We start from the raw sequence: 23,872 nt of genomic DNA on the forward strand, positions 1-23,872 counted from the left end.
GACGGTAGAACCTCAACCAATCTTGAGGTCAAGGGCGCGGGGTCGCGGACGGCATCGAACGCGATCCGACACCCCGGTCGCACCCCTTGACCCTCGGGTAACCGGAACGTAACTTCGCTTCAATTCTTGTGCCCATTACACGAGTTGTGGGCCCCGTACGATCGGGAAGCGAAGGCATGCCGGAGCTGCGCAGACGTACCCTGCTGTCCGCCATCGGTGTCACCACGGCCGCGGGCGCCATCACTACCAGCCAGACTGCCACCGCATACGCGGCCACCACCGATACCGCCGCACCGCCCGCGCGCTACGAGAGCAAGGTGCAGAGCCTCCTCGCACGTATGACTCTCGAAGAGAAGCTGGGTCAGCTCCAGCAGCTCCCCTGGTCCTACGACCTCAACCCGGGCTCCGGCACGACGAAGGCCGTCGAGGACGCGGCGCGCGCCGGACGGGTCGGTTCCGTGTTCAGCATCTTCGGCGCGAAGACCACCAACGAGCTGCAGCGCCTGGCCGTCGAGGAGTCCCGGCTCGGCATCCCGCTGCTGTTCGGCCTCGACGTCATCCACGGCTTCTGGACCAACTTCCCGATCCCGCTCGCCCAGGCGTCCAGCTTCGACCCGGACGTGGCCCGCTCGGACGCCGAGGTGTCGGCCAAGGAGGCCCGCTCCAACGGCGTGCACTGGACGTTCGCCCCGATGATGGACGTCACCCACGAGCCGCGCTGGGGCCGCATCGCCGAGGGCAACGGCGAGGACCCGTATCTCACCGCGAAGTTCGCCGCGGCCAAGGTCAAGGGCTACCAGGGCTCCGGGTACGGGTCGAAGGACACGGTCGCCGCCTGCGCGAAGCACTTCGTGGCGTACGGGGGCGCGGAGGGCGGCCGCGACTACAACACGGTCGACGTGTCCGAGTCGCGCCTGCGCAACCTCTATCTCCCGCCGTTCAAGGCGGCATTGGACGCGGGCGCCGCCACGGTGATGGCCTCCTTCAACACGATCAGCGGCGTCCCGGCGCACGGCAATCCGCACACGCTCACCGACATCCTCAAGAAGGAGTGGGGGTTCGAGGGACTGGTCGTCAGCGACTACACCGGCGTCTCGGAGCTGATCGCGCACGGCTTCGCCGAGGACGGCGCGGACGCGGCGCGGCTCGCCCTCAACGCCGGCGTCGACATGGAGATGACCAGCACCCACCTCCTCACCAACGGCAAGAAGCTGGTGCGCGCCGGGAAGGTCGAGGAGCGGCGGATCGACGACGCGGTGGCCCGCGTGCTCCGCCTCAAGCACGAACTCGGCCTGTTCGACGACCCGTACGTGGAGGAGTCGAAGGCGATCGACGAGCCCTCGGCCGCCGCCCGCAAGGCCGCGCGCACGGCGGCGTCCCGCTCGATGGTGCTGCTGAAGAACGAGCAGGGCGCGCTTCCGCTGAAGAAGTCGGCCGGGTCCGTGGCCGTCGTCGGCCCGTTCGGCGACTCCTCGGACCTGCTCGGTACGTGGGTGGTGCCCGCGTCGGCCGAGAAGTTCCCTTCGGTGAAGGTGCTCGACGCGGTCAAGAAGGCGGCTCCCGGCGCCAAAGTCACGTACGCCCGCGGCGTCGACCCGGAGGGCAAGGACACCGGCGGCATTCCCGACGCGGTGGCCGCGGCGAAGGCGGCGGACGTCACGGTCGTGGTCGTCGGCGAGCCGCCGTCGATGAGCGGCGAGGCGGCGGCCCGCAGCGACATCTCGCTGCCGGGCGCGCAGGAGAAGCTGATCGCGGCGATCGCCGACACGGGCAAGCCGTTCGTGGTCGTCCTGGTGGGCGGCCGTCCGTTCACCGTCGGCGACTGGCTGGACAGCGCACCGGCCGTCCTGGAGGCGTGGCACCCCGGCATCGAGGCGGGCAACGCGATCGCGGACGTGCTGTTCGGCACAGTGAACCCGGGCGGCAAGCTCCCGGTGTCCTTCCCGCGCACGACCGGCCAGATCCCGATCCACTACAACCACGAGTCGACGGGCCGCCCGTACGACAAGGACAACAAGTTCACGTCGAAGTACCTGGACCTGCCGCCGACGCCGCAGTTCCCCTTCGGGTACGGCCTCAGCTACACGACGTTCGCCTTCGGCACGCCGAAGCTGAGCCGCTCCTCGATCTCGGCGGGCGCCCTGCGCAAGGGCGACACCTTCGAGGTCTCGGTGGAGGTCCGCAACACGGGCTCGCGCTCCGGCGACGAGGTCGCGCAGCTGTACGTACGCGATGTGGCGGCCTCGCTGACCCAACCGGTGCGCAGGCTGCGCGGGTTCAAGCGGGTCACCCTCGACAAGGGCGCGTCGACGACGGTCCGCTTCCAGCTCGGCGCGGAGGACCTGGGCTTCTGGACGAACGATCCCAGTGGCGAATTCCGCGTCGAGGAGGGGTCGTTCGAGCTGTACGTCGGGAACAGTTCGACGGCGGATGCCAAGCTGAAGCTCACCGTCAGCTAGTCGTCACGTGGGCCGGCCAACCGGCCCGCCCGGCCCGCCCTCCGCTCCGCCGAAAGGTGCCCTTCATGTCACCGTCGTCCGTCCGCGTGGAACGCGAAGGCCCGGTCACCACGGTCGTCCTGTCCCGCCCCGAGGCCCGCAACGCGGTCGACGGACCCACGGCGGCTCAACTGGCCGACGCCTTCCGCGCGTTCGAGGCAGACGAGTCGGCGCGGGTCGCCGTCCTGTGGGGCGAGGGCGGCACGTTCTGCGCGGGCGCCGACCTCAAGGCGATCGGCACGGAACGCGGGAACCGGGTGGCGGAGGACGGGGACGGGCCGATGGGTCCGACCCGCCTCCGTCTGACGAAGCCGGTCATCGCGGCGGTGGCCGGTCACGCGGTGGCGGGCGGCCTCGAACTCGCCCTGTGGTGCGATCTGCGGGTCGCCGAGGAGGACGCGGTGTTCGGCGTCTTCTGCCGCCGCTGGGGCGTGCCGCTCATCGACGGAGGCACGGTCCGCCTCCCCCGCCTCATCGGCGAGAGCCGCGCGAGCGACCTGATCCTGACCGGCCGCCCGGTCCAGGCCCGGGAGGCGTACGAAATCGGCCTCGCGAACCGCCTCGTCCCGCCCGGCGGTTCCCGTGCGGCGGCGCAGGAACTGGCCGCGCAGATCGCCGCGTTCCCGCAGGACTGCCTGCGCAGCGACCGGGCATCCCTGCGCGAGCAGCACGGCCGGGACGAGGAGACGGCGATGGACACCGAACTCCGTTACGGGATGGGTGTATTGAGCGGGGCACTGGAAGGCGCGGGCCGCTTCGCGGCGGGATCGGGACGACACGGGTCGTTCGAGGACCAGAAGCCGGACCAACAGCCCTGAATCGGCGTACTGCCGCGCGTCCATACGGCAGGATGCTCGTGCACACGATCGAACATCCACGGTCGACAAGGGAGTTGCAGCCACCCATGCCCTCGACGCCCGACACGTCCTCCACTCCACCGCGCATCGACACCAGCAGGCCGCACCCGGCGCGCGTGTACGACTGGTACCTCGGCGGCAAGGACAACTACCCGGTGGACGAGGAGCTCGGCCGCCAGATCACCACCCTTGAGCCGACCGCCAAGTACGCGGCCCGGCACAACCGTTGGTTCATGCACCGCGCGACGCGGATGCTCGCGGCGCGCGGCGGCGTCACCCAGTTCCTCGACATCGGCACCGGCATCCCGACCGAGCCGAACCTGCACCGCATCGCTCAACTCGCGGCACCCGAGGCGAGCGTCGTGTACGTCGACAACGACCCGATCGTGCTGCGGCACGCCGAGGCGCTGCTGCGCGGCACACCGGAGGGCACGACCCGCTACGTCCAGGCCGACGCCCGCGAACCGGCCAGGATCATCGAACTGGCCCGGGAGATCCTGGACTTCGAGCGCCCGATCGCGGTGTCGCTGATCGCGCTGCTGCACTTCATCCCGGACGACCAGGGCGCGTACGACATCGTGCGCACCTTCGTGGACGCGCTGCCCGCGGGCAGCCATCTGGTCCTGTCCCATGTGGCCGCGGACTACGATCCGTCGCGCACCCAGCAGGCGATCGACATGTACGCGGCCGGCGGGGTCACGCTCGCGCCGCGCACGCACGAGGAGATGACGAAGTTCTTCACGGGCACCGGGCTCGAGATCCTGGACCCCGGCGTGGTCTGGCTCCCCGACTGGCACCCGGAGTTGGCCGTCGACGAGGACCGGGACGGGTCCCCGGTGCCGATGTACGGGGCGGTGGGCCGCAAGAACTGAAGTGACGTACGGGGACGGGTGACTTGAGCGGGACAGGAGTCTTCACGCCGACAGGCATGACCAAACTCACACATGGCGATGACCACGTGACGGACCGCAGCGAATAGGCGTACGGATCCCCTACTCTCTTTCACATGTCCGCCATCCGAGCCCCACGCACCGTACGGTCCGCCGACGTGGTCAACGAGCAGATTCGTGACCTGTGGGCGCGCACGGGTGGGCATCTGAACCCCGAGGACCGCGCCGAGTACGAGACGCTGGTCACGGAGTGGGCGGCCGCGATCGACGGTGGGCTCGCGCAGCGCGCGTGACCCCACCCCGCCCCGCAGCCGCCCCCGCGGTCAGGACTGCGGACGAGAGCCGTGATTCGCCGCGTGCTTGCGGCGCGCCTTCTTCTTCCGACGACGCTTCGAGGACATGGGACCTCCTGGGGAGGAATGGGGCATTTCACCCATGAGCCTTCCACAGGGGACCTCCGGCCGCGATCCGGGGGCGTACGGCGCGGCTACCGGTGCACCCAGCCCGACCACAGCACAGGCCGCCAACGCCTCGTCACGGGACGGGATGGGCATCGGGAGGCAGCTCACGGGACGCGGCGGCATTCTCCGGACAGGCGACCTCGTGGGCCGCGGTCCGGATGTGCAGCGCCATCTGGCGGGCCTGGCGGGACCGAATGCGGTGCTCCTCGGCGCCCGGCCCGTCACTCTGAGCGAGGCGCTCGTGGTGCCTGGCCACCATGTCGTGCGCGTCGGCCAGCCTGGCGGCGGCCGTGAGGTACCGCGCCTGCAGCTGCTGCACGTAGATGTCCAGGTTGCCCTGGCGCGACACGGCCTCGACGCCGAGCAACCGGTCCGAAGTGGCGATCTCCTGCTGAACCGCCCAGTCCTCGCGTGCTTTGTGGGCCTCCGCGCGAGCGACGTTGGCGTCCGCACGCGCCATCCGGGCATGGCTTGCCGCGAGCAGCGCCCGCGCCCTTTCACTCGCCTCCTGCGAACGCTCCAGCAGGCTGGGGACCGCCTCACCGACGATGCGGGCCTGCCGGTCCGAGACTGCCTCCCGGGCGTTCAGGGCCCTTTCGCGCTCGTCGGCGCCGACTTCACGCAGGTCAGCGGTGACCTCACGCCCGTCGGCGACTTCCTCGCGCGCGTCAGCCTGGCGCTCGCGCTCATCGGCCTGGCGGTCGCGCTCGGCTCCGGCGTCCGCCCATGGACCGATGACATCACTGAAGGCGGCACGATCTGGAGGCTCGGTTGCCACATTCCCAGTATTCCGACGCCGCGCTCCGCATTCAAGCGGCATCCAACAGTCACTTCCGCGGCCGCTCGACCCCGTCCGCCGCCAACCGCTCCGTGATCCGGTCGAACAAGTCCGCCAACGGCGCGCCGACGTCCTGCCCGAACCCGGTCAGCCCGTACGTGACTTGGGGCGGGGTCGTCGGCTCGACCTTCCGCCAGACCAGGTCGTCCTGGACCAGCGCGCGCAGCGTCTGCGCGAGCATCTTCTCGCTGATGCCCTGGATGCTGTCGCGCAGCTCGTGGAACCGAAGATCGCTGCTCCGCAAGGAGATCAAAACCCAGATGCCCCACCGGCTGGTCACGTGGTCGACCACATCGCGCGCGGGGCAGTCGGTGTGAAACACCTCATACCGCTTGCCCGGCTCGCCCCGCGTCAGCTGCGCACCTTCTCCCATGTACGGAGCTTACCTCTGGGTATGTTCTTACGAAAAGTAAGCCAGCCTCCTAGCGTCAATTGCCGCAGCACACAGCAGCACACAACGGACTCAGGAGCTGAACATGATCGTGGTGACCGGGGCTACCGGGAATGTGGGCCGACCTTTGACGCAGGCCCTGACCACAGCGGGCGAGCAGGTGACGGCGGTGTCGCGGCACGCAGCGGCGACCGTGCCGGACGGCGTCCGGCACATACCGGCGGACTTGACCGAGCCCCAGACCCTCCTCCCCGCCCTGGACGGGGCCAAGGCCCTGTTCCTCCTCCTGTCCGGCGACCTGCACGCGCCCGGAGCCAGGCCGGCCGACATCATCGACCTGGCCGCGGCCCGTGGGGTCCGCCGAGTCGTCCTGCTCTCCTCGCAGGGCGTGGCGACGAGGCCGCTCGGCCCGTCGCGGATCGCGATGCGCGCGCTGGAGAACACGCTCGGCCGCTCCGGCCTGGACTGGGCGGTCCTGCGACCGGGCGGCTTCGCCTCCAACGCCTTCGCGTGGGCGGAGTCCGTCCGTACGCAAAGGACGGTCGCCGCACCCTTCGGCGACGTCGGGGTTCCGGTCGTCGACCCGGCGGACATCGCGGAGGTCGCGGCGGCCTGCCTGCTGGACGACCGGCACACCGGCGGCACCTTCGAACTGACCGGCCCCGAGGTGATCACGCCCCGCCAGCAGTCACAGACCATCGCCGCGGCACTCGGCTCGCCGATCCGCTTCCACGAACTCACCCGCGCAGAAGCCAAATCCGCGATGACCCGATCCGTCCCACCGGAACTCGCGGACGACACCCTGGACATCATCTCCGCCCCGACCCCGCCCGAACTCCGCATCAGCCCGGACGTGAAACGGGTCCTCGGCCGCCCTCCGCACCCCTTCGCCGACTGGGTGGCTCGGAACGTCGCGGCGTTCCGCTGAGCCGGAACCCGGCTGAAGCACCGGGGCGGCCTGGTGCGATACGGCCTCAGCCGCGCCCCGCCCAGTACGCAGGCGCACTCTCTGCGACCGCACAAGATGCGGCCCCCACCAGGCGCTCCTACCGTTGCAGCAATCCCCCGCTCGACCACGCAAGGAGCAGTCATGGGCGACAACAGCGCCATGAACAAGGCCAAGGGCAAGGCCAAGGAGATGACCGGCAAGGTCACCGGCAACGACCGGATGAAGACCGAAGGACAGGCCGACCAAGCCCGCGGCAAGGCCAAGGAAGGCGTCGAGAACGTCCGCGACAAGGCCGAAGGCCTCCGCGACTCCCTGCGCGACGACGACAAGTAGACACCCGCGCGCCGTGTGCCCTCCCGCCGAGCGGGAGGGCACACGCATGCGCATCACCGGCATCGTCAGTGTCGTGATCCATGACGTTGGCACAGCAATCACCATGGATGGCTCCGGCCGACCTGGACCGATGCAGACGGCAAAAAACGGTTGGCGAGTCGTCTTGTGTCTGCACTCCTAGCATGCTCAACACTCAAGCGCGCGTCCGTCGCGTGGCTTTCCGGAGCAGCTTCACGCAGGTACGCAGCGCCGGACCCTCTTGAAGGTTCACACTTTCATCACAACTCCATCATATTTCTTTCATGGCCGCTGCATCCTCTCTTACCGTCATGAGTCATCGGACATCACTTGGGGGACTCATGTCGTACAACCAACCGCCGCCTCACCAGCCGCAGTTCGGCGGGCCTGTGCCACCCGGGCCCGCGCTCCCGGGACCGGGCTTCCCTCCCCCGCCATCCGGTCCGAAGTGGGCGAAGAAGCGGTTCGTGATCCCCGCCGCGTTCGTAATCCTGCTCGTCGGCGTCGGTATCGGGGCGTCCGGTGTCGGCGAGCAGAAGGCGGTCGCGAACACGAAGCCTGCTCCCACAGTCACCGTGACGAAGAGCCCCGCGGCCGAGGACGGCAAGGCGAGGCCGGCGCCAACCGTGACGGTCACCAAGACGGCCAAGCCGAAGGCCGCAGCACCCGCCAAGAAGCCCGCGGCAAAGCCGGCGGAAGATGAAGCCCCGTCGGGGAAAGTCGTCTTCAAGGTGTGGGGGTCTGCCCCGGCAGGCGTCAACACGATGTACGGCAGCGACAGCGACAGCCGGGACGGCTCAGGCCTGCCAATGACGAAGACGCTGTCCGTCAACGACGATGCCCTCTACTTCCATGTGTCGGCGCAGTTGCAGGGTGGCGGGGACATCAACTGTTCCGTCACGGTCGACGGCCACACGAAGAAGGGGCACGCATCCGGCAGCTACAACATCTGCACGGCGCAGGTGAACAGCAACTTCACGGGCGGCTGGGACTAGCCCGCGCTTCACGAATCGCCCCGCTCCCTCGCCGACGCGATGGGAGCGGGCGTCGCCGCCTGTAGGAATCAGCACCACCAAGGGGAATCCATGCGCACCCGCATCGTCAGCACCGTCATGCTCTGTACCGCCGCCGCTACTCTCGTCGCTTGCGGCCCGGGGGACACCGCGGGCCCGAGGCCGTCGAAGTCGACCGCTGCACCGAGCACCAGCACGCCGACCAGTCCGTCGTCCAGCACATCCGGGGCCGTTGGGGAGAAGAAGGCGGTTTCGAAGTTCGTGGGCATGGGCCTCCAGTCGGCGCAGGACGAAGCGCAGTCGGAGGGCTTCCATGTACTCACGTCCCATGACGCGCTGGGACGCAGCCGGTCGCAGGCGTTCGACCGAAACTGGAAGGTCTGCAGCCAGTCCGTGGAGGCAGGCACCAAAGTCGCCACGACGACCATGCTCGACTTCGGCGCGGTAAAGACCGACGAGTCGTGCCCGGCAACGGACAACCAGGAGCCGGCAAAGGCGTCCGGCCAGATGCCCAATTTCAAGGGCAAGTCGGTGAAGGCGGCCCGCGGAGCCCTGCCTTCGAACACCTCGATCGACGTGACGGACGCGTCGGGGAGCGACCGCATCGTGTTCATGGAGTCGAACTGGCAGGTGTGTACTCAGAGCCCGGCGGCCGGGGCGAAGCTGACCGGACAGCCGGTGGAGTTCAAGGCCGTGAAGTTCGACGAAGCCTGCTCGTAAGCGGGACCGAGGGTGCACCACTCGCTGGGTGTGGGTGCTCGCAGCTCTGGGGGGAATCATGCGCGTTCGCGCTACTGCAGCCATGGCTGGTCTACTACTCACCGCTCTGACCGCAAGTGGCAGCAGAGAAGAGAAGGCCGAGACGAAGCCGGCCGCGGTCAAGGGGTCGAAGAAGAAGGTCGACTGCACCGACGAGAACCTGACCCAGGCCGAGTGGATGCAGTCCTGCTCCGACGAGGGCGGTGACGCGAGCGCCGGCCCCGAAGAGGCCGCGGGCGCCGGGAAGGACATGACGCTCGGCGAGTCCGCACAAACCGGCGGCGACGAGGGCACCGGGGTTCTGCATATCACGCCCGACACTGTCGTGTTCACGAAGAAGTCGACAGGCGCGACCGCCAAGAACGGGCTGTTCGCTGTCGTCGTGATGAAAGACAAGGCAATGACGGCTGTGGCCGCCGACGAGCCCGCCCCCGTCAGCGGCGGCGGATGGCAGTGGCGGACCCCGGACGGCGAGACCATCGGCTTCGACAGCGGGAACTCGTCGACCGTCGCGTTCGACAAGTACGACGGCGCCGACCCCGTACAGCCCGGCAGTTGGCAGTGGCGGTCTCAGGTCTTCGACCTGACTCCGGCGCAGGCGAAGGGCGGCACGCTCGTCTACGTCGACGGCGACGATCAGGCCCACGCGTGGAAGATGCCTGCCACGGACAGCGGGCCAAACGTCGCCGACGTCAAGGCGAAGCTCGACTTCTGACACGACGAAACACCCCCGCCCCCTGCCGAAGTAGCGAAGCGGGGGCGGACGGAAAATCTGCGGGGGGATGCATGCGTTCTGGTGTTGATGCGGGGATCTTTGTCGCCGCACTGCTGTTGATGTTCATCAGCTTCTCGCAGAGGTGGATGCCGTTGGCCGCGGTCTGCGGGGTTGTCCTCATCGGTGTGATGGTGGCGCAGGCGGCACGCCGGCAGCACTCTGGTGAGAAACCGTCAAGTGCTCCGCGGCCGTGGGATCGCGGCGGCCGTTACTGAGCTTGAACTCGTGGAGTCGTTGAGCTGAGTGATAGCCCGGTTCCGGCGAGGCGTCCGTCGATGAGGTGAGGGCGATACTGGATCTTCCTCATCCCGTGTCGGATGGTTTGGATGAGGTGTTCGGGGGTGGTGAAAGCGGTGTTGGACAGCCAGCCGCGCCGCAGAAGCGACCAGATGCCCTCCACCGGATTGAGGTCGAGTGCGTAGGAGGGCAGCTGGTAGACGGTCAGCCAGTCCTGCCGGGCGATGAACTGCCGCATGCCGTAGGCGAGATGGACGTTGAGGTTGTCCCAGACGAGCACGATCGGCCCGCCGAGCTGCTGATGCGCGGTGATGAGTAAGTCGCGGTAGTCGGTCCAGGCGAAGCTCTTGCGCCCGTCACGGCGACCGTCGTCGCGACGCGGCCGGTAGATCAGCCGGGAGCGCTGGCCCGGTTTGTAGCAGGCCAGCGCGGCGATCGAGATCCGGCGGCGGGAGCGGCCACGGACCCGGATCACCGGCGTCTGCCCGCGCCGAGCCCACGTGCGAGCCACCGGCGGCGTCATCGAGAAGCCGGACTCGTCCTCGAAGACGATCCAGGCGTCGAGCGCCGCCGCAGTCCTTCCACCTGTGGCCAGGTCTCCTTCACCCAGCCAGTGACCTGCTCCTCGTCGCGTTCGACGGCCCGTCTGGCCGGCACCTGGCAGGAGAAGCCGTGCCGGATGAGCAGCTTGCGCACGCCCTGCAGGGTGTAGCTCTTGTGGAACCGGCGGCCGATCACGGTCTTGACCTTCGACAGCGTCCACCGCTGATCCGGCCAGCCGTGCGCAACCGGTCCCTTGACCAACTCCGCTTCTAGGACGGCGAACTGGGCCTCACTCAGCCTGGGCGGCGAGGCAGATCCCGCAGACCGCAGGGTCCGCGAGCCGCCCTTGTCCCACAACAGCCGCCACCTCTGGACCGACCGGACACTGACCCGTAACTCCTCCGCGATCGCCGAGCTCGGCTCACCCTGCGCGAACCGCTCGGCGGCCATCATGCGGATCCCCTCACGGAACAGCCGACGCTCGTCCGACAGCCCGCCTCCTTGCGCATACCTCATGACAACGGCGTACCGCGAGGATCAAGCCCTGTCATCGGCTACGACAACCCGAGTTCAAGCTCAGTAGTGCCTGATCCCCATCGCGACGTCTTCGGTGTCGAAATGACGGTCCGCCCAGAACGCCTTGCCACTGGAGCGAATGCACAACTCCCCTCCCACGATTCGGTACAGCGGCGCTCGCGGAAGTTCCTATCCTCGTAGCTGGTCGTCCGCTCGAAGCATTCGTTGTGGTCCAACAAATACTGAGACAATCCCCTCGTATACACATGTCCCCGCGGTTCAAAACGGCAGGGGCTCGTTGCACGTTCGACGCCGACTGGGCTGGAGTTGCCACTCTCCCACGCGGCGCGTCACACTACCGTTCCCGGATGAGGTTGTGTTCATGGTGTGCGCCGCATCCAGGGCAGACTGCATGCAGCAATGCCGGATGCCGCACGACCGGATGAGCTTGCAGCCCGCCACCCCACCAACCGACACAGCCGACTACGGATGGGCCGCCCGTGCCATATCGCTTACGGCTGCACCGAAGGGGCAAAGTACTGGTCAGGCGGAGTAGTTGGCCCGTCTAGTTCGGCTAGCCTCAACGCCTCATCCATGATCCGCACGAAATGGCGATCCTTACGTCCCCGAGTCGCCGAATATGCCTCCCAGCCAAACCGTCGCGTTTTCCAGAATTCCCGCCCGATCTCACCCCTCATCAGAACGCGCCCAGAACGCAAGGTTGTCGCCTCGGGCGTGGTCCCATTCAGGTACTCGACACGCCATGAGCTGAGTATCAGATTGTAATAGGCGTACTGGCGTGCCCGTGCGTGGGTCGTAGGAGTGGCCGGCGGATCCCAGCACACGAGTAGTTCTGGATCGTCGAGCGCGAGCAGTACCAGCTCCTTCTGCGAGGCTCGCATCTCGTTGTCGTTAGCGATCCTCAGCTGCCGGGCCTGGACCACCATGGACCAGACGACACCGACCAGCGCCGCGCCCGAAAGTGGAATCGACATGGCACTGTAGGTCTGACTGACGTCAGCCAACTCGCCCCACTTCATGCCTGTGGGTGCCCACCACTTCATGGCGAACGGCGCCAGGATCGTGAGTGCAAGCAGAGCAATCGCGCCGACCAACCACGGTAGCCAGCGCAGGAGTTTGACGTTCCTCATGCTTCCCCCCTCGGGTTCTGAATGTGCCAGACATGCCCCAAGCCCGCAGGAGTAGCCGCTTCCAGCACGACGAAGACCCCGGCTGCCGAACGCGAGCACCGCCGTCCCCGGCCCTCCCTGCTACGGGTCTGTGCGGCGCTTCCCGAACTGCGCGCCAGCCGTGTGGTCGATGTGAGGCATGCCGACGATCCCGTAGGTCTCTCCCGCGCCAGGACGGCTCGGTGCAGTTGCTCGCGTCGGCGCGGATCCTGGCGAGCGACCCGGGTAGGACGGAGGAGGATCGACCGTCGGTGGCGGTGGATTTCGAGGACGCGCAGAGTCTGTACCTGGTCCCATCGGAGGTCGCGGCGGCGGCCGACGTCGTGGGCCCGTTCGAATCGCGGCTGCGCGCTTGGGGGCGGGTCGCTGCCAGCGGCTGATCGTTGTGGGGCAGAGCCGAAGTACTCTGCCCCATTTTTCCGCTCTGGGCGGAGTGTTCGCCGGTTCCGCTTTGCGGCCGGGCACCTGTGTGGTTGCGTGCCGTGGGTTGTCGTTCTTCAGGGACGTGTGGAACGTGGGCGCGCTGGTCCGGCGGTTCCTGGCGGGCAAGGCCGAAGCCGGGAAGCCGCCGGAGCGGGCGACAGCTCGGGAGGCGTTGGACATGCGCGTCATGGTCGAGCCGTCGGGGACCTCCGGAACGTGCATCCGTCCTGCGACGGGTCGGCCGGTCGTGTACGTCGCCTGCCGGTGGGTGTCGAGCGTGCCGTAGTTGGCTTCGCCGGGGGAGGTTTCGCGGCGGTGTGGGTGCTGTTCGGTGAGGTGCCTGACAGGCTCCCGGGGCGGGGTTTACGGCCCGGTGCTGGGGTATCTGCGTGACGTCTACTTCCAGGAGCTGACACTTTCTCGTTCTCGACACATGGTCGTGGCGCTGCTTCATTGCAGATATGACTGCGATTCGCTTGACACGCCCAACACTTGAGGTGATCAAAGTGTTGCTGGCGTCTACGCCTGACGATCCGGCGTGGGGGCTGCGAATCTGTCAGGAAGCCGAGTTGGGGTCCGGAACTGTCTACCCCATCCTCGATCGGCTAGAGCAGCACGGTTGGGTGACGACGTCCGTTGAAGTTACACCTCACCCCGGGAGGCCGCCGCGCCGATTCTACGAGCTGAGCGGGACCGGACGAGTGGCCGCATCTGATGCCCTGGAGTCGCGGCGGCGCCGCTACTCGCGGTTCCGATTCTCTGGGGGGCCAGCGTGAGGTGGCTTGTGTGGCCGTTCATCTTGGCTGGCGTTGCCGTCTTCTTTCTCGCTGAAACCGGCGATGAGTTCAACTACGAGTACGAGCACTTCCTTTTCCAGATGCGGACGGCTCAGACAGATTTCTTCAGCACACACCCCACAGCGCGGTTAGCAGTGAAAATTCTCACGCTCACTGCTTTCGCTGGATTGCTACTCAGTCGCCAGTCCGTATTTCACCGCCCTTTACGTTGGGCGCGGGGTCGGTTCCGTCGGAACCTGGCCATACACCCGAGCCAGTGGCCTCGCCCCGCCAGGTGGTCATTCAAGTTGATGGCGGGCGTGACGGCATTGGGGATGGCCGTGTATCTGAAAGAGGTGTTGATCTGGGCAGGTGAGGGAGTCGGCATCATGGCCGCTGGAGCCCTCGTTCTGGGAGGAGAGGCACGGCTACTCTGGCGCAACGCACGTCGGCGCACAGCTGTACTATTAGCCCTCTTTACATTGCCTATAGTTGCCACTGCTCTCTACCTTGAGCAAACACTCGAAATCCACTTTGGGGATCCCGGACTCATCGTATTTCTGCTGGCTTCTTACGCCGTCTGTGCGGCCGTGTTCAGCCCGTGGCAACCGCCTTCACGCGCATCCCACCGCATCGTGACAGCGGCCGCTTGGGTGGCGGGTCCGCGTCGACCGCATGCGCTGGGGGAATGGTCCGCAGTGGTCACGGCGGCTGACGATCCACAGTCTGGAGTGCCGCCCCGGTCTCGTCACCGACTGGCCCGCGGCTTCTTGTACGCGGCGATTCGGATGCGTCTGTCAGACATGGGGGCGCCGTTCTGGACGCCGGTGGACTGGCTGCTGCGGGCGGAGCGCCGCACGAACACGTTGATCGCGCTGGTGGTGGGCGCGCAGGCCGTGTACATCGTCGGGGATGGCGGTCTCGCTGCGTTGGTGACGGAGATCTGGGAACCGTGCGCCATCCTCGGCGGCGCCCTGTACGTGCTGGCCAGGTGGCTGCGCCGGGTGCGCGGCATCGAGCTGGCTACAGTCCGCAGTGAACCGCCGCCGGACGAGTAGATCGTGATTCACTGCAGGGACCCCAACCCGAACCGGGGTTGGGGTGCCGTACTGTCACCGGTCGCCGGCCTGGTCGTCATCCTCGTTGTCGACCGGATTCCAGACGTCTCCGCTGCCGCCGCAGGCCGGGCACGGCATGGTGGTCGCAACGGCCCGCACTCTGCAGCGGATGCGTTCAGGGCGTTGTCATGCTTCGAAGTAGGCGACAGTCACGACGGTCCGCCTGACAGTCATCGTGTAGATGATCCGCACGCAGGTGCCGGGCTGCCGGTATTCCCACATGAGTCCGCCGTGTTCGGGCTTGATGCGCATGATGCCGATGGTGGGGTCGGCTGCGATGGCTGCCAAGGCACGGTCGATGTCGATGACCTCGGAGGCAGTGAACTGATGGGCCTGCCGGATGGCGACGTCGCCGTATTCGATGCGGGCTCCGGGCTTACGGTGCTGGGGCGCCATGCGCCTTGATTATGCCGCTGAGTGGCTCACATCGATGCCGTGTTTCGCATACAGGTCGACGCGGAGGGTTTCCCAGTTCGTGGTGGGGGTGCTGCCGTCGCGGATGCCCTGCCAGTAGGCGGCCAGCTCGGTGTTGCCGGACTCTCGGGCAGCGTTGATCGTCTCGTCGAGGTCGGCGAGTTCCTCGGCGGTCCAACGTTGGTCGCTGCTCATCGCGTCCTCCCGGCTGGATTCACGGATCGTGATTCCTGGTTCGTTTGTAGCTTAGCGCCGCGCTGGCTGTCGTCGCGCAATTTCCCCGCCCATTTCCCGGCCCGTGTTCGTGCTCTGTGCGAGTCGAGAGAGTCGTGTCGAGAACCGGGGCCGTGTCGCTGCTCCGGTCATGAACGTCGACGACGACACGGCCACCGTGGGTCCACCGGCCCCTCTCCGCCCGCGGCTGTCCCTCGCGAAGACGCAAGCGCTGCTGCCGTCGCTGGCTGCGGTGCGGGATGGCGGGTGCCGGATCGGGAGGCGGCGGGCCGGCTGCTGGGGAACCTGGCGGCACGGTGCCGGCATGGGATTAGAGGGGCGCCCCGACTGGCTGATGAAGTTTGTCCCGTCGCCTGAGCAAGAGTTCCGCGTCCCACGGCACGCGTTCGCGTCGGTGATGCCGGAAGCGGACGGGCAGGCCGGGCAGCCACGGACCGCTGGTTCGATACGGACTCCTCAAAGATCTCACCAGCTCCGAGACACGCACCCCACGACAAGACGGACCGACGTCCCGTGTGGGTCACGCGACCACTTCCACCGTCACGTCACCCCCGATGGCCCGGCATCCGCACGGACAGGAAACCGCAGGTAAAGCCCAGTGCTACTCCGGCGGAGTAGGCGTGTCCGCGCTGCGGTACATCGCCTGGAGGTCCATTTCGAGCTTGACCGTGGGGCCGACGACCGCGATGCCCTTGGCGAGCATGGTGCGCCAGTTCAGGGTGTAGTCCTCGCGGTGCAGTTCCGCCGTCGCGAGGGCGGCGCAGCGCAGTTCCTCCGCGTAGCCGCCGTTGACGACGCCGAGGTAGCCGGTCTCCAGGTCGACCGTGCGGCTCACGCCGTGCATCGTGAGGGCGCCCTGGACGGTCCACTTGGAGCCGCCGCGGTAGATGAAGCGGTCCGAACTGAAGTGGAGGTAGGGGTAGTTCTCCACGTCCAGGAAGTCCGCGGAGCGCAGGTGGTTGTCGCGGGTGTTGTTGCCCGTGGTGATCGACGCGGCGTCGATGCGTACCTCGACGCGCGAGTCCGCCATGTCGGGCGCGATCTGGATGCCGCCCTCGAAGCGCGTGAAGCGGCCGTGGACATGGGCCATGCCGACGTGCTTGGCGATGAAGCGGATCGCGGTGTGCGGCGGGTCGAACATCCAGGTGCCGGGCTGCGGCAGCTCCGGCGAGCGGCCCACGTGCAGCTGGATGCCGGTGAGCGGCAGCGTCTCGCCCGCGACGACCTCGACGGTCTGCTGGAACGGCTCCAGGCCCTCCGCCGCGATCAGGATGCTGTAGCGGCCGGGCTCCAGCGTGACGAAGAGCAGGCCGAAGGGGTCGGTCGTGGCCTTCACCGAGACCCGCCCGCTCTGCGACTGGGTCACCGTGACCTCGGCGCCCGGCATGGGCTGGCCGAACGGGTCCGTCACCTCGCAGTGCACGCCGCCCGCGCCCGCGGGCATGGAGTGGACGGGCCCGCCTCCACGCCTTGCGGAACCGGCGCCTTTCCGGCGGAACAATGCGAGGGGCATGAGCGGGGCCTTTCTTGGACATCTGAGCGAGCGCGCCCACCATGCCATGCGCCCCGCCTGCCCAAAACGGGCGGAGGCCCGTATTCCGGCAGGGCGGAACCCGCCATTTCACAAGATCCACACGTTTTCGATGCCAACCACCCCCTGGACGCCACCCTCTTTCCCTCGCTCCCCGCTGGTGTTCACAGGTTCTCCGCAAAGCGTTGACGAAGCAGGAACCCCTCTGGCAGGGTCGCGAACCCGGCGCCACCCCCACGTGGGACCGAGGAGATCCCCCACCCGATGAAGCCAAGGCCCGCCCCCGCCCGCAGGACCGCGCCCGACGGCCCCGCCCTGCGGCGCTTCGCCGAGACGCACTGGGCCAGGGAGCCGGTCGTCGTCACGGACGCCCCGCCGCTGGGCCTCGACCGCGCCGACGCCCACGCGCTCCTCGTCGCGGCGGCCACAGCCGAAGACACCGCCGCGACCGGGCAATCGGGCCCCGAGCCCCTGCGCCTGAACACGGCCGACGGCACACTGTGTCGGCCGGGACCGCTGCTGCCCGGCCGCGCCGACCGGGACCTCCGCGAGTACGTCGCACGCCTCGCCTCCGCCGCCCCGCTCGACGGCGACGGATGGCTGCTGACCGCCACCGACCCGCTGCACCGCGACTTCTCGGCGTGGTCGCGGGTGCGCGACGCCCTGGCCGGGCTCTGGCGGTACGTCGGGTGGCCCGCGGTCCCGGTGACGGCGGAGCTGTCCGTCGGCGACCGGCACCACGCCGCCGCCGAGTCGGGCGACCCTGGATCCGCGTCGCTCACCTGGGTCGTCGACGGCGAACTGACCGTACGAGTACGCCCCGAGCACACCGGCACCGAGTACGAACTCCGGGCCGCAGCAGGCGACTTGGTGCACTGGCCCGCCGGGAGCCGGCACCTCGACCACCGTACGGGGCCGTGCACGACGCTGCGGGTGAGCGTGCCCGCCCGGACGGCCTCGGCGCTGCCGCTGATCACGGAGGCCGCCTGCGGACCGGAACGAAGACGCCGCACGCGGGCGGACACCCCGGCTGCCCTTCCTCACCCCTTGACCGCACGGGCCGACGGGCGACTCGCGATTCCCACCCAACTCGCCGACTCCGCCCGCCTGTTCACGGACCGGCTCGCGGACCCGGACATCGAAGGAGACCTGCTCGCCCGCTGGGCCGGGCTGCGCTCGGCGGCCGGACTGAATCCGGCGCCGCCACCACGGCCCGCCGTCCCCCTCACCGCCCGGCACCGATTACTGCGGGTCAGCGAGGTCATCCGGGTCGCCACCGGCCCGGACGACGCGCTGTGGGCGGCGAACTGACATGTGTGGCCGGTGCGGGGCCGCGCGGCCGACCGCGTACTCGACTGCCTGCGCGCGACACATCAGGACACCACCGTCGCCGCCCTGGCCCGCGCGTCGGGCCTCTCCGAGCGCTCCCCGCACCTGCACGGCCTGCTCCGCGAACTGGTCCGCACACGCGCCGTCGCGGTCACACCACAGGAGCCGCATCCATGAGGGCGGGCGCGGCCACCCCGGTCGACGTGCTCGAAGCCGTCGGCCGGTACGTCGACTGGCAGCGCTTCACGCAGGACCACTGGGACCGCAGGCCCGTCCTGCTGCGCCCGCTCCGCTCCCCCGGGCACGCCGCCGCGCCCTTCGACGCCCATGAGGTCTTCGAGGGGGCCGTCGCCGCCGCACACCACACCACGTCATCGGAGTCCGGCGAACGGGTCCGGTTCGCGGTGGGCCCGCGCCGCCTCACCGACCCCGGCGATCTGCTGCCCCGCCCTGAGGACGGCTCGTTCGCCGCCTACGACCGGCGGCTCGAACGGCAGCTGGGCGGTGCCCCCTTCGCACTCGCCGTCCGGGAGCTGCACGCGGGACACCATCCACTGTGGGCCCGGGAGCGGGCGTTCCTCACCGCACTGTGGACCGAGGTCGGCCAGCCCCTGGCCCCCATCGGCACGACGCTGTGCCACGGGACGTCCGGACCGCCGCCCACGCCCTCCCACCACCAAGCAGCAACGTTCCTCTACGTCCTCCGGGGCCGCCACCGGATCCGTCTCACCGGCCCGGGCCACGGGCACTGGTCGGCCACGGCCACCCCCGGCGACCTGCTCTACTGGCCCGCCGGTCACGAACACACCGTGCACCCGCCCCGCTCCCCCGGTACGGTCGTGCACATCGCCGTGCCGCGCACACCCTCGCACGACCTCACCCCGGCCTTCTCGCAGGGGAGTTGGGGCACGGTCGACACTCTCGTACCGGACGGCGAGTGGGCCGACGACCTGCCCGGCACCCTCCCGCCGCCCCTCGCGGCCGCGCTCGACCACCTGCGCCAGGAGACACGCCCCGCGCCGCTCCGCCGACGCCTGGCCCACGAGGTGCTGCGGCACGCCACGGACGGCGGCCTGCGCCCGGCGCCGCCGCCCACGCGACCCGGCTACTTCACGGACGACGACGCGGTCCGCGCCACGGAACGCGTGGTGTGGATGCCGGCCGCCGGGCACCGCCTGGTCGCGGCCTGCGGACTCATCACCCGGACCGGCCTGACGACCCGCGAACTGTCCGCCCTGATCGGCCGCTTGAACACCGGCGAACCCCTGCCGGTGGGCGAACTGACATCACCCGCCCGCCGGTTGCTCGCGCGGCTGTCCGCGTTCCGTGCGGTGGAGCGGCTGTAGAGGACGTCCGGCACCGCGCTCAGGGCTTCAATTTGCAGGAGTTCTGCGAAATACCCGTGCCGGTGGGGTTCCCTGGCCCGCGAGGTTATGCAACAGTCCTGCGCAACCGGACCGACGACGCGACGGAGGCACAGTCCATGGCGGGGCACGACCGGGCGCGCGGGCACGATCTCGCGGCCCTTCGCGGACTGAACACCGCCGTGGTGCTGCGGTCGTTGCGCCAGGAGAGCCCACAGACGGTCAGCCGGCTCACCGGTTCCACCGGCCTGTCCCGGCCGACGGTCGAGGTCCTGGTCGAGGAGCTGGCCGCGCAGGGCTGGATCGCCGAGACGACCGCGCCGCCCGCCGTACGTTCCCCGGGCCGGCCCGCGCGCCGCTTCCGGTTCCGGGCCGAGGCCGGGCACGTCGTCGGCGTCGACATCGGGCTCAGGAAACTGGTGCTGCTCCTGGCCCGCCTCGACGGCGAGATCGTCGCGCGGCACCGGGAGGAGTTCCCCGCTGAGCTGACCGGCGCTGAGCGCATCGAGCTGCTGCGCACCCGGCTGCGTGCCTTCCTCGCCGAGCAGAGGCTCGGCCCGCACGATGTGTGGTCCGTCGGCATCGGCGTGCCGGGCATGGTCGACGACACCGGCCGGATCCGCTCGGTGATCGTTCCGGACTGGACCGACCTGGACCTGTCGCGCCGGTTCGCGGACGAGCTCCCCTGCCCGGTCCTGGTCGAGAACGACGTGAACCTCGCGACGCTCGCCGAACACTGGCGGGGCGCCGCGGAACTCGCGGACGACGTGGCGTGCGTGCTCGTGGGGCGGCGCATCTCGTGCGGCGTGATGATCGACGGGCGCCTGCACAGGGGCCGCCGCGGTGGCGCGGGCGAGCTGGGCATCCTGCCCCAACTCGGCCTGAACGAGGCCGGGGACGCGCTCGGCTGGGACGGCGAGCCACTGCCCGGCGAGTCGGAGACCGACGCGCTCGCCCGGTCCGTACGCGCCGGTGACCCCAAGGCGCTCGCCGTCCTGGAGCGCTACCTGGCCGGGGTCGCACCCGGCATCGCCGCGCTCGTCCTCGCCCTCGACCCCGAACTGCTCGTCCTGTCCGGCGCGTTGGCCCCCGTCGGCGAGCCGCTGGGCCCGCTGCTCGCCGAACACCTCGCCCCCCTCACCCTGCACGTCCCGCGCATCGCGGTCAGCTCGCTCGGCCGCGAGAGCGTGGCACTCGGCGCGGTGCGCCGCGCCCTGGACAACGTGGACACCCACCTCCTCGACGGCTCGGGGCCCTCGCGCCCGCCGTCCCCCGTTCCCTGACACCTCCTCGTACACCTATCGACCGGAGGCGCACACATGCGCAGGAGAAGCCTTCTCGCCGGTGCTCTCGCGGCGACCCCGTTCGCCGCCGGCTGCAGCACGGGTGGCGGCGATCCCACCGCCGCCACCGCCCGCGGGGGCCGCACCGCACTCTCGTACGGCATGTGGGACCCGGCGCAGGTCCCCGGCATGCGGCGGATCATCCGGGCCTTCGAGCGCGAGCACCCGGACGTCTCCGTGGAGATCCAGCTGACCCCGTGGAACTCCTACTGGACGACGCTGCGCACCGCGATGCGGGGCGGCACGGCGCCCGACGTGTTCTGGATGAACGCCGTGAACATCAAGCTGTACGCGGCCAACGGCACGCTGGTGCCGCTCGACGAGCACATCACCCGCGCCCGCACACCGGTCGGCCAGCACCCGGAGGCGCTGGTCGACATCTACAAGTACGACGGCAGACAGTACGGGCTGCCGAAGGACTTCGACACCATCGGGCTCTGGTACAACAAGGCGCTCTTCGACAAGGCGGGCGTCAAGTACCCGGATTCCTCCTGGACCTGGGACGACCTGCGGGACGCGGCGCGCGAGCTGACGAATCCGGGGCGGCGGGTCTACGGGATCGCCGCCGAGATGGACCGGCAGGCCAAGTTCTATCCGTCGGTCTTCCAGGCCGGCGGGTACGTGCTCCGCGACGGCCGCTCCGGGTTCGCCGACCCGCGCACCATCGAGGGCCTGCGCTTCTGGACGGATCTGGTGGACCGGGGCTGGTCGCCGCCGCAGAGCGCCATGTCGGAGGTCCGCTCCCGCAACCTGTACCTGTCCGAGCAGGTGGCGATGAACTACGACATCTCGTCGATGGCCTCGTTCATGTACGGGACGCCCGCCATCAAGGACCACGGCGGGGTCGCGGTCCTGCCCAAGGGGCGCGAGCGGGGCACCGTCATCCACGGCCTCGCGAACTGCGTCAGCGCCAAGTCCCGCAAGCAGGAGGCGGCCTGGAAGTTCGTGGACTTCATGGCGCGGCGGCGGGCGGGCGAGATCCAGGCCCAGGGCGGAGTCACCATCCCGTCGTACACGGGGACGCAGGACGCCTGGCTGAAGTCGATGCCCGAGTTCGACCTGCGGTGCTTCCTCGACATGGTCGACTACGCATCGCCGTACCCGAGTTCGCGGAACACGGCCGTCTGGGAGGACCTGGAGTATCTGCTGCTCGGGGCTCCGTTCAGCGGCAAGGGCGGCATCGAGGGCGCGGCCCGCACGCTCGCGAAACAGATGGACCGGGCGCTCGACGAGGAGGACAACTGATGGCCGTGTTCCCTTCGACGGCCGCCGCGGAGGCGGAGGGCCGCATCAGGAAACCGCGCTCCAAGGCGGGGCGCGAGGGCGGCGCGCGTGGGCCCAACTCCCGTACACAGAAGGCCGCGTACGTCTTCATCGCGCCGATCGGGCTCGGCTTTCTGCTGTTCTACCTCTGGCCGATGCTTCAGACCTTCGGCTTCAGCTTCACCCACTTCGGCCCGTTCGGCGGCAACACCTGGACCGGCGGCGAGAACTACGCGCGGGTGCTGCAGGACGTCACGGTGTGGCGGGCCATCGGCAACACGCTGCTCTACGGGGCGATCGGGCTGCTCACGCTGCCGCTGTCGATCGCCGTCGCGGCCCTGCTGAACCGGCGCGGCCTGCGCGGTGTCGCCGTCTACCGGGCCCTGTACTTCATCCCGTTCGTGACGCTCCCGGTCGCGGTGGGACTGGTGTGGAACTGGCTCTACAACGGCAACTTCGGCCTGCTCAACGAGGTGCTGTCGTGGTTCGGCGTGGCGCGGCACTTCTGGGCCTCGGACCCGTCGACCGCGCTGTGGGCCATCGGGGTCGTCGCCGTGTGGCAGAGCGTCGGCTACTACTTGATCATCTTCATCGCGGGGATCAAGGGCATCCCGCAGGACTACTACGAGGCCGCCGAGCTGGACGGCGCGGGGCCGGTGCGCCGCTTCTTCACCATCACGATCCCGCTGCTGAGCCCGAGCATCTTCTTCGCGGCGGTCATCTGCGTCATCAACTCGCTCCAGATGTTCGACCTGATCTACGTGATGATGAGCCCCATGAACCCGGCGCTCGGGTCCACGCAGTCCGTGGTCAGCCTCTTCTACCAGTGGGCGTTCCAGCAGAACAACCAGGGCGCCGCGGCGGCCCTCGCCTTCCTCCTGATGCTGCTCACGGCGGCCCTGACGTTCCTTCAGTTCCGGCTCCAGAAGAAGTGGGTGCACTATGCGTGACTCGCTGCGCCGTGTGAGCGGCGGCTCCGTCGCCACGCACGCGCTCCTCTCGCTCGGGGCGCTCGTGATGGTGTTCCCGTTCCTGTGGCAGCTGCTCACGGCACTCAAGACGCTGCCGGAGGCGGTGCACGTACCGACGACGTTCCTGCCGCAGCAGTGGAACTGGGGCTCCTTCGAGGAGGTGTTCACCGCACTGCCCTACGGGGAGATGCTCGGCAACAGTGTCATCAACACGGTCGGCCGCACCGCGGGCCAGCTGGTGTTCTGCTCGCTCGCCGCGTACGCCTTCGCCCGGATGCGGTTCCGGGGCAAGAACGTGCTGTTCGCGCTGTTCCTGTCGGTGCTGCTCGTCCCGTCCTCGCTGCTGATCCTGCCGCAGTACGACATCATCCAGCGGCTCGGCCTGCTGAACTCGCCGCCCGCGCTGTTCCTCCCGGGAATGTTCAGCGCCTTCGGGACCTTCATGCTGCGGCAGTTCTTCCTCTCCCTGCCCAGGGAGCTGGAGGAGGCGGCGCGCATCGACGGAGCGGGCCCCTTCCGCATCTTCTGGTCGATCATGCTGCCGCTGATCCGTCCCGCGCTCGCCGCCCTCGCGGTGATCACGGCGATGTGGTCGTGGAACGACCTGCTGTGGCCGCTCGTGGTGAACACCGACCCGGCGAAGATGCCGATCAGCGCCGGACTGACCTCGCTGGAGGGCCAGTTCGAGACCAACTATCCGGTGATGATGGCCGGTTCGCTGATCGCGAGCCTGCCGATGATCGTCCTCTACCTCTTCCTTCAGCGGCACTTCGTGCAGGGCATCGCCCAGAGCGGCACGAAGGGCTGACACCGCCCCAACACCCCCCTGAGTAAGGAG

28 protein-coding genes are annotated in these 23,872 nt (G+C 68.9%); 19 read left to right on the forward strand and 9 right to left on the reverse strand.

The features are described 5' to 3' along the window. Positions 1-176: 176 nt before the first annotated feature. The 4 genes from bglX (at position 177) to ACFV9W_RS00825 (ending at position 4,538) form a co-directional block, all read left to right on the forward strand. Positions 177-2,459 carry a beta-glucosidase BglX gene (gene bglX / locus ACFV9W_RS00810; protein WP_385753913.1) on the forward strand — a complete coding sequence of 761 codons (2,283 nt, stop codon included), beginning with the start codon at positions 177-179 and terminating at the stop codon, positions 2,457-2,459. Between the two features lie 65 nt (positions 2,460-2,524). After that, positions 2,525-3,316, forward strand: a complete 792-nt coding sequence (locus ACFV9W_RS00815; protein ID WP_385753916.1) for a crotonase/enoyl-CoA hydratase family protein — start codon at positions 2,525-2,527, stop codon at positions 3,314-3,316. A gap of 86 nt (positions 3,317-3,402) precedes the next feature. Further along, positions 3,403-4,227: an SAM-dependent methyltransferase gene (locus ACFV9W_RS00820; protein ID WP_385753919.1), complete on the forward strand. Its 825-nt coding sequence runs from the start codon at positions 3,403-3,405 to the stop codon at positions 4,225-4,227. A 134-nt stretch (positions 4,228-4,361) separates the two neighbouring features. Continuing rightward, complete coding sequence (locus ACFV9W_RS00825) at positions 4,362-4,538, forward strand: hypothetical protein (RefSeq protein ID WP_385753921.1); 177 nt, start codon at positions 4,362-4,364, stop codon at positions 4,536-4,538. A 241-nt stretch (positions 4,539-4,779) separates the two neighbouring features. Here ACFV9W_RS00825 and ACFV9W_RS00830 read toward each other — a convergent pair whose 3' ends face one another. Both ACFV9W_RS00830 and ACFV9W_RS00835 read right to left on the reverse strand, forming a co-directional pair. After that, the gene (locus ACFV9W_RS00830) at positions 4,780-5,484 is read right to left on the reverse strand and encodes a hypothetical protein (protein ID WP_385753924.1); all 705 of its coding nucleotides are present in this window, start codon (positions 5,482-5,484) and stop codon (positions 4,780-4,782) included. 49 nt (positions 5,485-5,533) lie between these two features. Beyond that, positions 5,534-5,917, reverse strand: coding sequence for a winged helix-turn-helix transcriptional regulator (locus tag ACFV9W_RS00835; RefSeq protein WP_385753927.1), 384 nt, complete (start codon positions 5,915-5,917; stop codon positions 5,534-5,536). Between the two features lie 103 nt (positions 5,918-6,020). Between ACFV9W_RS00835 and ACFV9W_RS00840 the strand changes: the two genes are divergently transcribed. The 3 genes from ACFV9W_RS00840 to ACFV9W_RS00850 all read left to right on the forward strand — a co-directional run bounded on the left by ACFV9W_RS00840 (position 6,021) and on the right by ACFV9W_RS00850 (position 8,230). Beyond that, positions 6,021-6,863 (forward strand): SDR family oxidoreductase, encoded by an 843-nt coding sequence (locus ACFV9W_RS00840; RefSeq protein ID WP_385753929.1) that lies wholly within the window; start codon positions 6,021-6,023, stop codon positions 6,861-6,863. Between the two features lie 162 nt (positions 6,864-7,025). Next, complete coding sequence (locus ACFV9W_RS00845; RefSeq protein WP_385753932.1) at positions 7,026-7,217, forward strand: CsbD family protein; 192 nt, start codon at positions 7,026-7,028, stop codon at positions 7,215-7,217. A 485-nt stretch (positions 7,218-7,702) separates the two neighbouring features. Then, entirely contained in the window at positions 7,703-8,230 is a 528-nt protein-coding gene (locus ACFV9W_RS00850) for a hypothetical protein (protein WP_385753935.1), read from the forward strand. 68 nt (positions 8,231-8,298) lie between these two features. Here the strand turns inward: ACFV9W_RS00850 and ACFV9W_RS00855 are convergent, their stop codons facing one another. Next, positions 8,299-8,517: a hypothetical protein gene (locus ACFV9W_RS00855; RefSeq protein WP_385753938.1), complete on the reverse strand. Its 219-nt coding sequence runs from the start codon at positions 8,515-8,517 to the stop codon at positions 8,299-8,301. Between ACFV9W_RS00855 and ACFV9W_RS00860 the strand changes: the two genes are divergently transcribed. After that, positions 8,516-8,968 (forward strand): hypothetical protein, encoded by a 453-nt coding sequence (locus ACFV9W_RS00860; RefSeq protein ID WP_385753940.1) that lies wholly within the window; start codon positions 8,516-8,518, stop codon positions 8,966-8,968. The two genes, ACFV9W_RS00855 and ACFV9W_RS00860, sit on opposite strands and share 2 nt — an antisense overlap. A gap of 82 nt (positions 8,969-9,050) precedes the next feature. Further along, positions 9,051-9,722, forward strand: coding sequence for a hypothetical protein (locus ACFV9W_RS00865; RefSeq protein ID WP_385753943.1), 672 nt, complete (start codon positions 9,051-9,053; stop codon positions 9,720-9,722). Between the two features lie 268 nt (positions 9,723-9,990). On the opposite strand, the gene ACFV9W_RS00870 is transcribed toward ACFV9W_RS00865, so the two are convergent. The 3 genes from ACFV9W_RS00870 to ACFV9W_RS00880 all read right to left on the reverse strand — a co-directional run bounded on the left by ACFV9W_RS00870 (position 9,991) and on the right by ACFV9W_RS00880 (position 12,229). Continuing rightward, on the reverse strand, positions 9,991-10,542 hold the full coding sequence (locus ACFV9W_RS00870) for a transposase (RefSeq protein WP_385753944.1): 552 nt from the start codon (positions 10,540-10,542) through the stop codon (positions 9,991-9,993). Then, positions 10,539-11,078: a winged helix-turn-helix domain-containing protein gene (locus tag ACFV9W_RS00875; protein ID WP_385753947.1), complete on the reverse strand. Its 540-nt coding sequence runs from the start codon at positions 11,076-11,078 to the stop codon at positions 10,539-10,541. Before ACFV9W_RS00875 ends, ACFV9W_RS00870 begins: the two co-directional genes overlap by 4 nt. A gap of 512 nt (positions 11,079-11,590) precedes the next feature. Then, positions 11,591-12,229 (reverse strand): DUF6082 family protein, encoded by a 639-nt coding sequence (locus ACFV9W_RS00880; RefSeq protein WP_385753949.1) that lies wholly within the window; start codon positions 12,227-12,229, stop codon positions 11,591-11,593. A gap of 221 nt (positions 12,230-12,450) precedes the next feature. On the opposite strand from ACFV9W_RS00880, the gene ACFV9W_RS00885 reads away from it, so the two are divergent. The 3 genes from ACFV9W_RS00885 to ACFV9W_RS00895 all read left to right on the forward strand — a co-directional run bounded on the left by ACFV9W_RS00885 (position 12,451) and on the right by ACFV9W_RS00895 (position 14,525). Beyond that, positions 12,451-12,648 carry a hypothetical protein gene (locus ACFV9W_RS00885; RefSeq protein WP_385753952.1) on the forward strand — a complete coding sequence of 66 codons (198 nt, stop codon included), beginning with the start codon at positions 12,451-12,453 and terminating at the stop codon, positions 12,646-12,648. 504 nt (positions 12,649-13,152) lie between these two features. Beyond that, positions 13,153-13,467 carry a PadR family transcriptional regulator gene (locus ACFV9W_RS00890; protein ID WP_385753953.1) on the forward strand — a complete coding sequence of 105 codons (315 nt, stop codon included), beginning with the start codon at positions 13,153-13,155 and terminating at the stop codon, positions 13,465-13,467. Between the two features lie 788 nt (positions 13,468-14,255). Then, positions 14,256-14,525: a hypothetical protein gene (locus tag ACFV9W_RS00895; RefSeq protein ID WP_385753955.1), complete on the forward strand. Its 270-nt coding sequence runs from the start codon at positions 14,256-14,258 to the stop codon at positions 14,523-14,525. Positions 14,526-14,711: 186 nt separating this feature from the next. Here the strand turns inward: ACFV9W_RS00895 and ACFV9W_RS00900 are convergent, their stop codons facing one another. The 3 genes from ACFV9W_RS00900 to ACFV9W_RS00910 all read right to left on the reverse strand — a co-directional run bounded on the left by ACFV9W_RS00900 (position 14,712) and on the right by ACFV9W_RS00910 (position 16,746). Then, on the reverse strand, positions 14,712-14,981 hold the full coding sequence (locus ACFV9W_RS00900) for a hypothetical protein (RefSeq protein ID WP_385753957.1): 270 nt from the start codon (positions 14,979-14,981) through the stop codon (positions 14,712-14,714). Between the two features lie 9 nt (positions 14,982-14,990). Then, positions 14,991-15,194, reverse strand: coding sequence for a hypothetical protein (locus ACFV9W_RS00905; RefSeq protein ID WP_385753959.1), 204 nt, complete (start codon positions 15,192-15,194; stop codon positions 14,991-14,993). 640 nt (positions 15,195-15,834) lie between these two features. Continuing rightward, the gene (locus ACFV9W_RS00910; RefSeq protein WP_385753961.1) at positions 15,835-16,746 is read right to left on the reverse strand and encodes a YceI family protein; all 912 of its coding nucleotides are present in this window, start codon (positions 16,744-16,746) and stop codon (positions 15,835-15,837) included. A 282-nt stretch (positions 16,747-17,028) separates the two neighbouring features. Between ACFV9W_RS00910 and ACFV9W_RS00915 the strand changes: the two genes are divergently transcribed. The 7 genes from ACFV9W_RS00915 (at position 17,029) to ACFV9W_RS00945 (ending at position 23,842) form a co-directional block, all read left to right on the forward strand. Beyond that, positions 17,029-18,075, forward strand: coding sequence for a hypothetical protein (locus ACFV9W_RS00915; RefSeq protein ID WP_385753964.1), 1,047 nt, complete (start codon positions 17,029-17,031; stop codon positions 18,073-18,075). A gap of 12 nt (positions 18,076-18,087) precedes the next feature. Next, entirely contained in the window at positions 18,088-18,270 is a 183-nt protein-coding gene (locus tag ACFV9W_RS00920; RefSeq protein ID WP_385753966.1) for a helix-turn-helix domain-containing protein, read from the forward strand. Further along, positions 18,267-19,439 (forward strand): hypothetical protein, encoded by a 1,173-nt coding sequence (locus ACFV9W_RS00925; protein WP_385753969.1) that lies wholly within the window; start codon positions 18,267-18,269, stop codon positions 19,437-19,439. Before ACFV9W_RS00920 ends, ACFV9W_RS00925 begins: the two co-directional genes overlap by 4 nt. Positions 19,440-19,576: 137 nt before the next feature. Beyond that, the gene (locus ACFV9W_RS00930) at positions 19,577-20,740 is read left to right on the forward strand and encodes an ROK family protein (RefSeq protein ID WP_385753972.1); all 1,164 of its coding nucleotides are present in this window, start codon (positions 19,577-19,579) and stop codon (positions 20,738-20,740) included. A 36-nt stretch (positions 20,741-20,776) separates the two neighbouring features. Then, entirely contained in the window at positions 20,777-22,045 is a 1,269-nt protein-coding gene (locus ACFV9W_RS00935) for an ABC transporter substrate-binding protein (RefSeq protein ID WP_385753975.1), read from the forward strand. Continuing rightward, positions 22,045-23,013 carry a carbohydrate ABC transporter permease gene (locus ACFV9W_RS00940; RefSeq protein WP_385753977.1) on the forward strand — a complete coding sequence of 323 codons (969 nt, stop codon included), beginning with the start codon at positions 22,045-22,047 and terminating at the stop codon, positions 23,011-23,013. The genes ACFV9W_RS00935 and ACFV9W_RS00940 overlap by 1 nt, the downstream gene beginning before the upstream one ends. Then, positions 23,006-23,842, forward strand: coding sequence for a carbohydrate ABC transporter permease (locus ACFV9W_RS00945; RefSeq protein WP_385753979.1), 837 nt, complete (start codon positions 23,006-23,008; stop codon positions 23,840-23,842). The genes ACFV9W_RS00940 and ACFV9W_RS00945 overlap by 8 nt, the downstream gene beginning before the upstream one ends. Positions 23,843-23,872 lie beyond the last annotated feature (30 nt).

This window comes from Streptomyces sp. NPDC059897 (genome assembly GCF_042730865.1).
In the GTDB taxonomy this organism is placed as follows: domain Bacteria; phylum Actinomycetota; class Actinomycetes; order Streptomycetales; family Streptomycetaceae; genus Streptomyces.

Coding starts and splice junctions, on each gene's coding strand:
- ACFV9W_RS00895 (WP_385753955.1), top strand. CDS start 14,256: ATGCGTCTGTCAGACATGGGGGCGCCGTTCTGGACGCCGGTGGACTGG.
- ACFV9W_RS00880 (WP_385753949.1), bottom strand. CDS start 12,229: ATGAGGAACGTCAAACTCCTGCGCTGGCTACCGTGGTTGGTCGGCGCG.
- ACFV9W_RS00900 (WP_385753957.1), bottom strand. CDS start 14,981: ATGGCGCCCCAGCACCGTAAGCCCGGAGCCCGCATCGAATACGGCGAC.
- ACFV9W_RS00935 (WP_385753975.1), top strand. CDS start 20,777: ATGCGCAGGAGAAGCCTTCTCGCCGGTGCTCTCGCGGCGACCCCGTTC.
- ACFV9W_RS00835 (WP_385753927.1), bottom strand. CDS start 5,917: ATGGGAGAAGGTGCGCAGCTGACGCGGGGCGAGCCGGGCAAGCGGTAT.
- ACFV9W_RS00890 (WP_385753953.1), top strand. CDS start 13,153: ATGACTGCGATTCGCTTGACACGCCCAACACTTGAGGTGATCAAAGTG.
- ACFV9W_RS00910 (WP_385753961.1), bottom strand. CDS start 16,746: ATGCCCCTCGCATTGTTCCGCCGGAAAGGCGCCGGTTCCGCAAGGCGT.
- ACFV9W_RS00875 (WP_385753947.1), bottom strand. CDS start 11,078: ATGAGGTATGCGCAAGGAGGCGGGCTGTCGGACGAGCGTCGGCTGTTC.
- ACFV9W_RS00820 (WP_385753919.1), top strand. CDS start 3,403: ATGCCCTCGACGCCCGACACGTCCTCCACTCCACCGCGCATCGACACC.
- ACFV9W_RS00870 (WP_385753944.1), bottom strand. CDS start 10,542: ATGACGCCGCCGGTGGCTCGCACGTGGGCTCGGCGCGGGCAGACGCCG.
- ACFV9W_RS00825 (WP_385753921.1), top strand. CDS start 4,362: ATGTCCGCCATCCGAGCCCCACGCACCGTACGGTCCGCCGACGTGGTC.
- ACFV9W_RS00845 (WP_385753932.1), top strand. CDS start 7,026: ATGGGCGACAACAGCGCCATGAACAAGGCCAAGGGCAAGGCCAAGGAG.
- ACFV9W_RS00905 (WP_385753959.1), bottom strand. CDS start 15,194: ATGAGCAGCGACCAACGTTGGACCGCCGAGGAACTCGCCGACCTCGAC.
- ACFV9W_RS00865 (WP_385753943.1), top strand. CDS start 9,051: ATGGCTGGTCTACTACTCACCGCTCTGACCGCAAGTGGCAGCAGAGAA.
- ACFV9W_RS00815 (WP_385753916.1), top strand. CDS start 2,525: ATGTCACCGTCGTCCGTCCGCGTGGAACGCGAAGGCCCGGTCACCACG.
- ACFV9W_RS00945 (WP_385753979.1), top strand. CDS start 23,006: ATGCGTGACTCGCTGCGCCGTGTGAGCGGCGGCTCCGTCGCCACGCAC.
- ACFV9W_RS00840 (WP_385753929.1), top strand. CDS start 6,021: ATGATCGTGGTGACCGGGGCTACCGGGAATGTGGGCCGACCTTTGACG.
- ACFV9W_RS00860 (WP_385753940.1), top strand. CDS start 8,516: ATGGGCCTCCAGTCGGCGCAGGACGAAGCGCAGTCGGAGGGCTTCCAT.
- ACFV9W_RS00915 (WP_385753964.1), top strand. CDS start 17,029: ATGAAGCCAAGGCCCGCCCCCGCCCGCAGGACCGCGCCCGACGGCCCC.
- ACFV9W_RS00940 (WP_385753977.1), top strand. CDS start 22,045: ATGGCCGTGTTCCCTTCGACGGCCGCCGCGGAGGCGGAGGGCCGCATC.
- ACFV9W_RS00855 (WP_385753938.1), bottom strand. CDS start 8,517: ATGCCCACGAACTTCGAAACCGCCTTCTTCTCCCCAACGGCCCCGGAT.
- bglX (WP_385753913.1), top strand. CDS start 177: ATGCCGGAGCTGCGCAGACGTACCCTGCTGTCCGCCATCGGTGTCACC.
- ACFV9W_RS00930 (WP_385753972.1), top strand. CDS start 19,577: ATGGCGGGGCACGACCGGGCGCGCGGGCACGATCTCGCGGCCCTTCGC.
- ACFV9W_RS00925 (WP_385753969.1), top strand. CDS start 18,267: ATGAGGGCGGGCGCGGCCACCCCGGTCGACGTGCTCGAAGCCGTCGGC.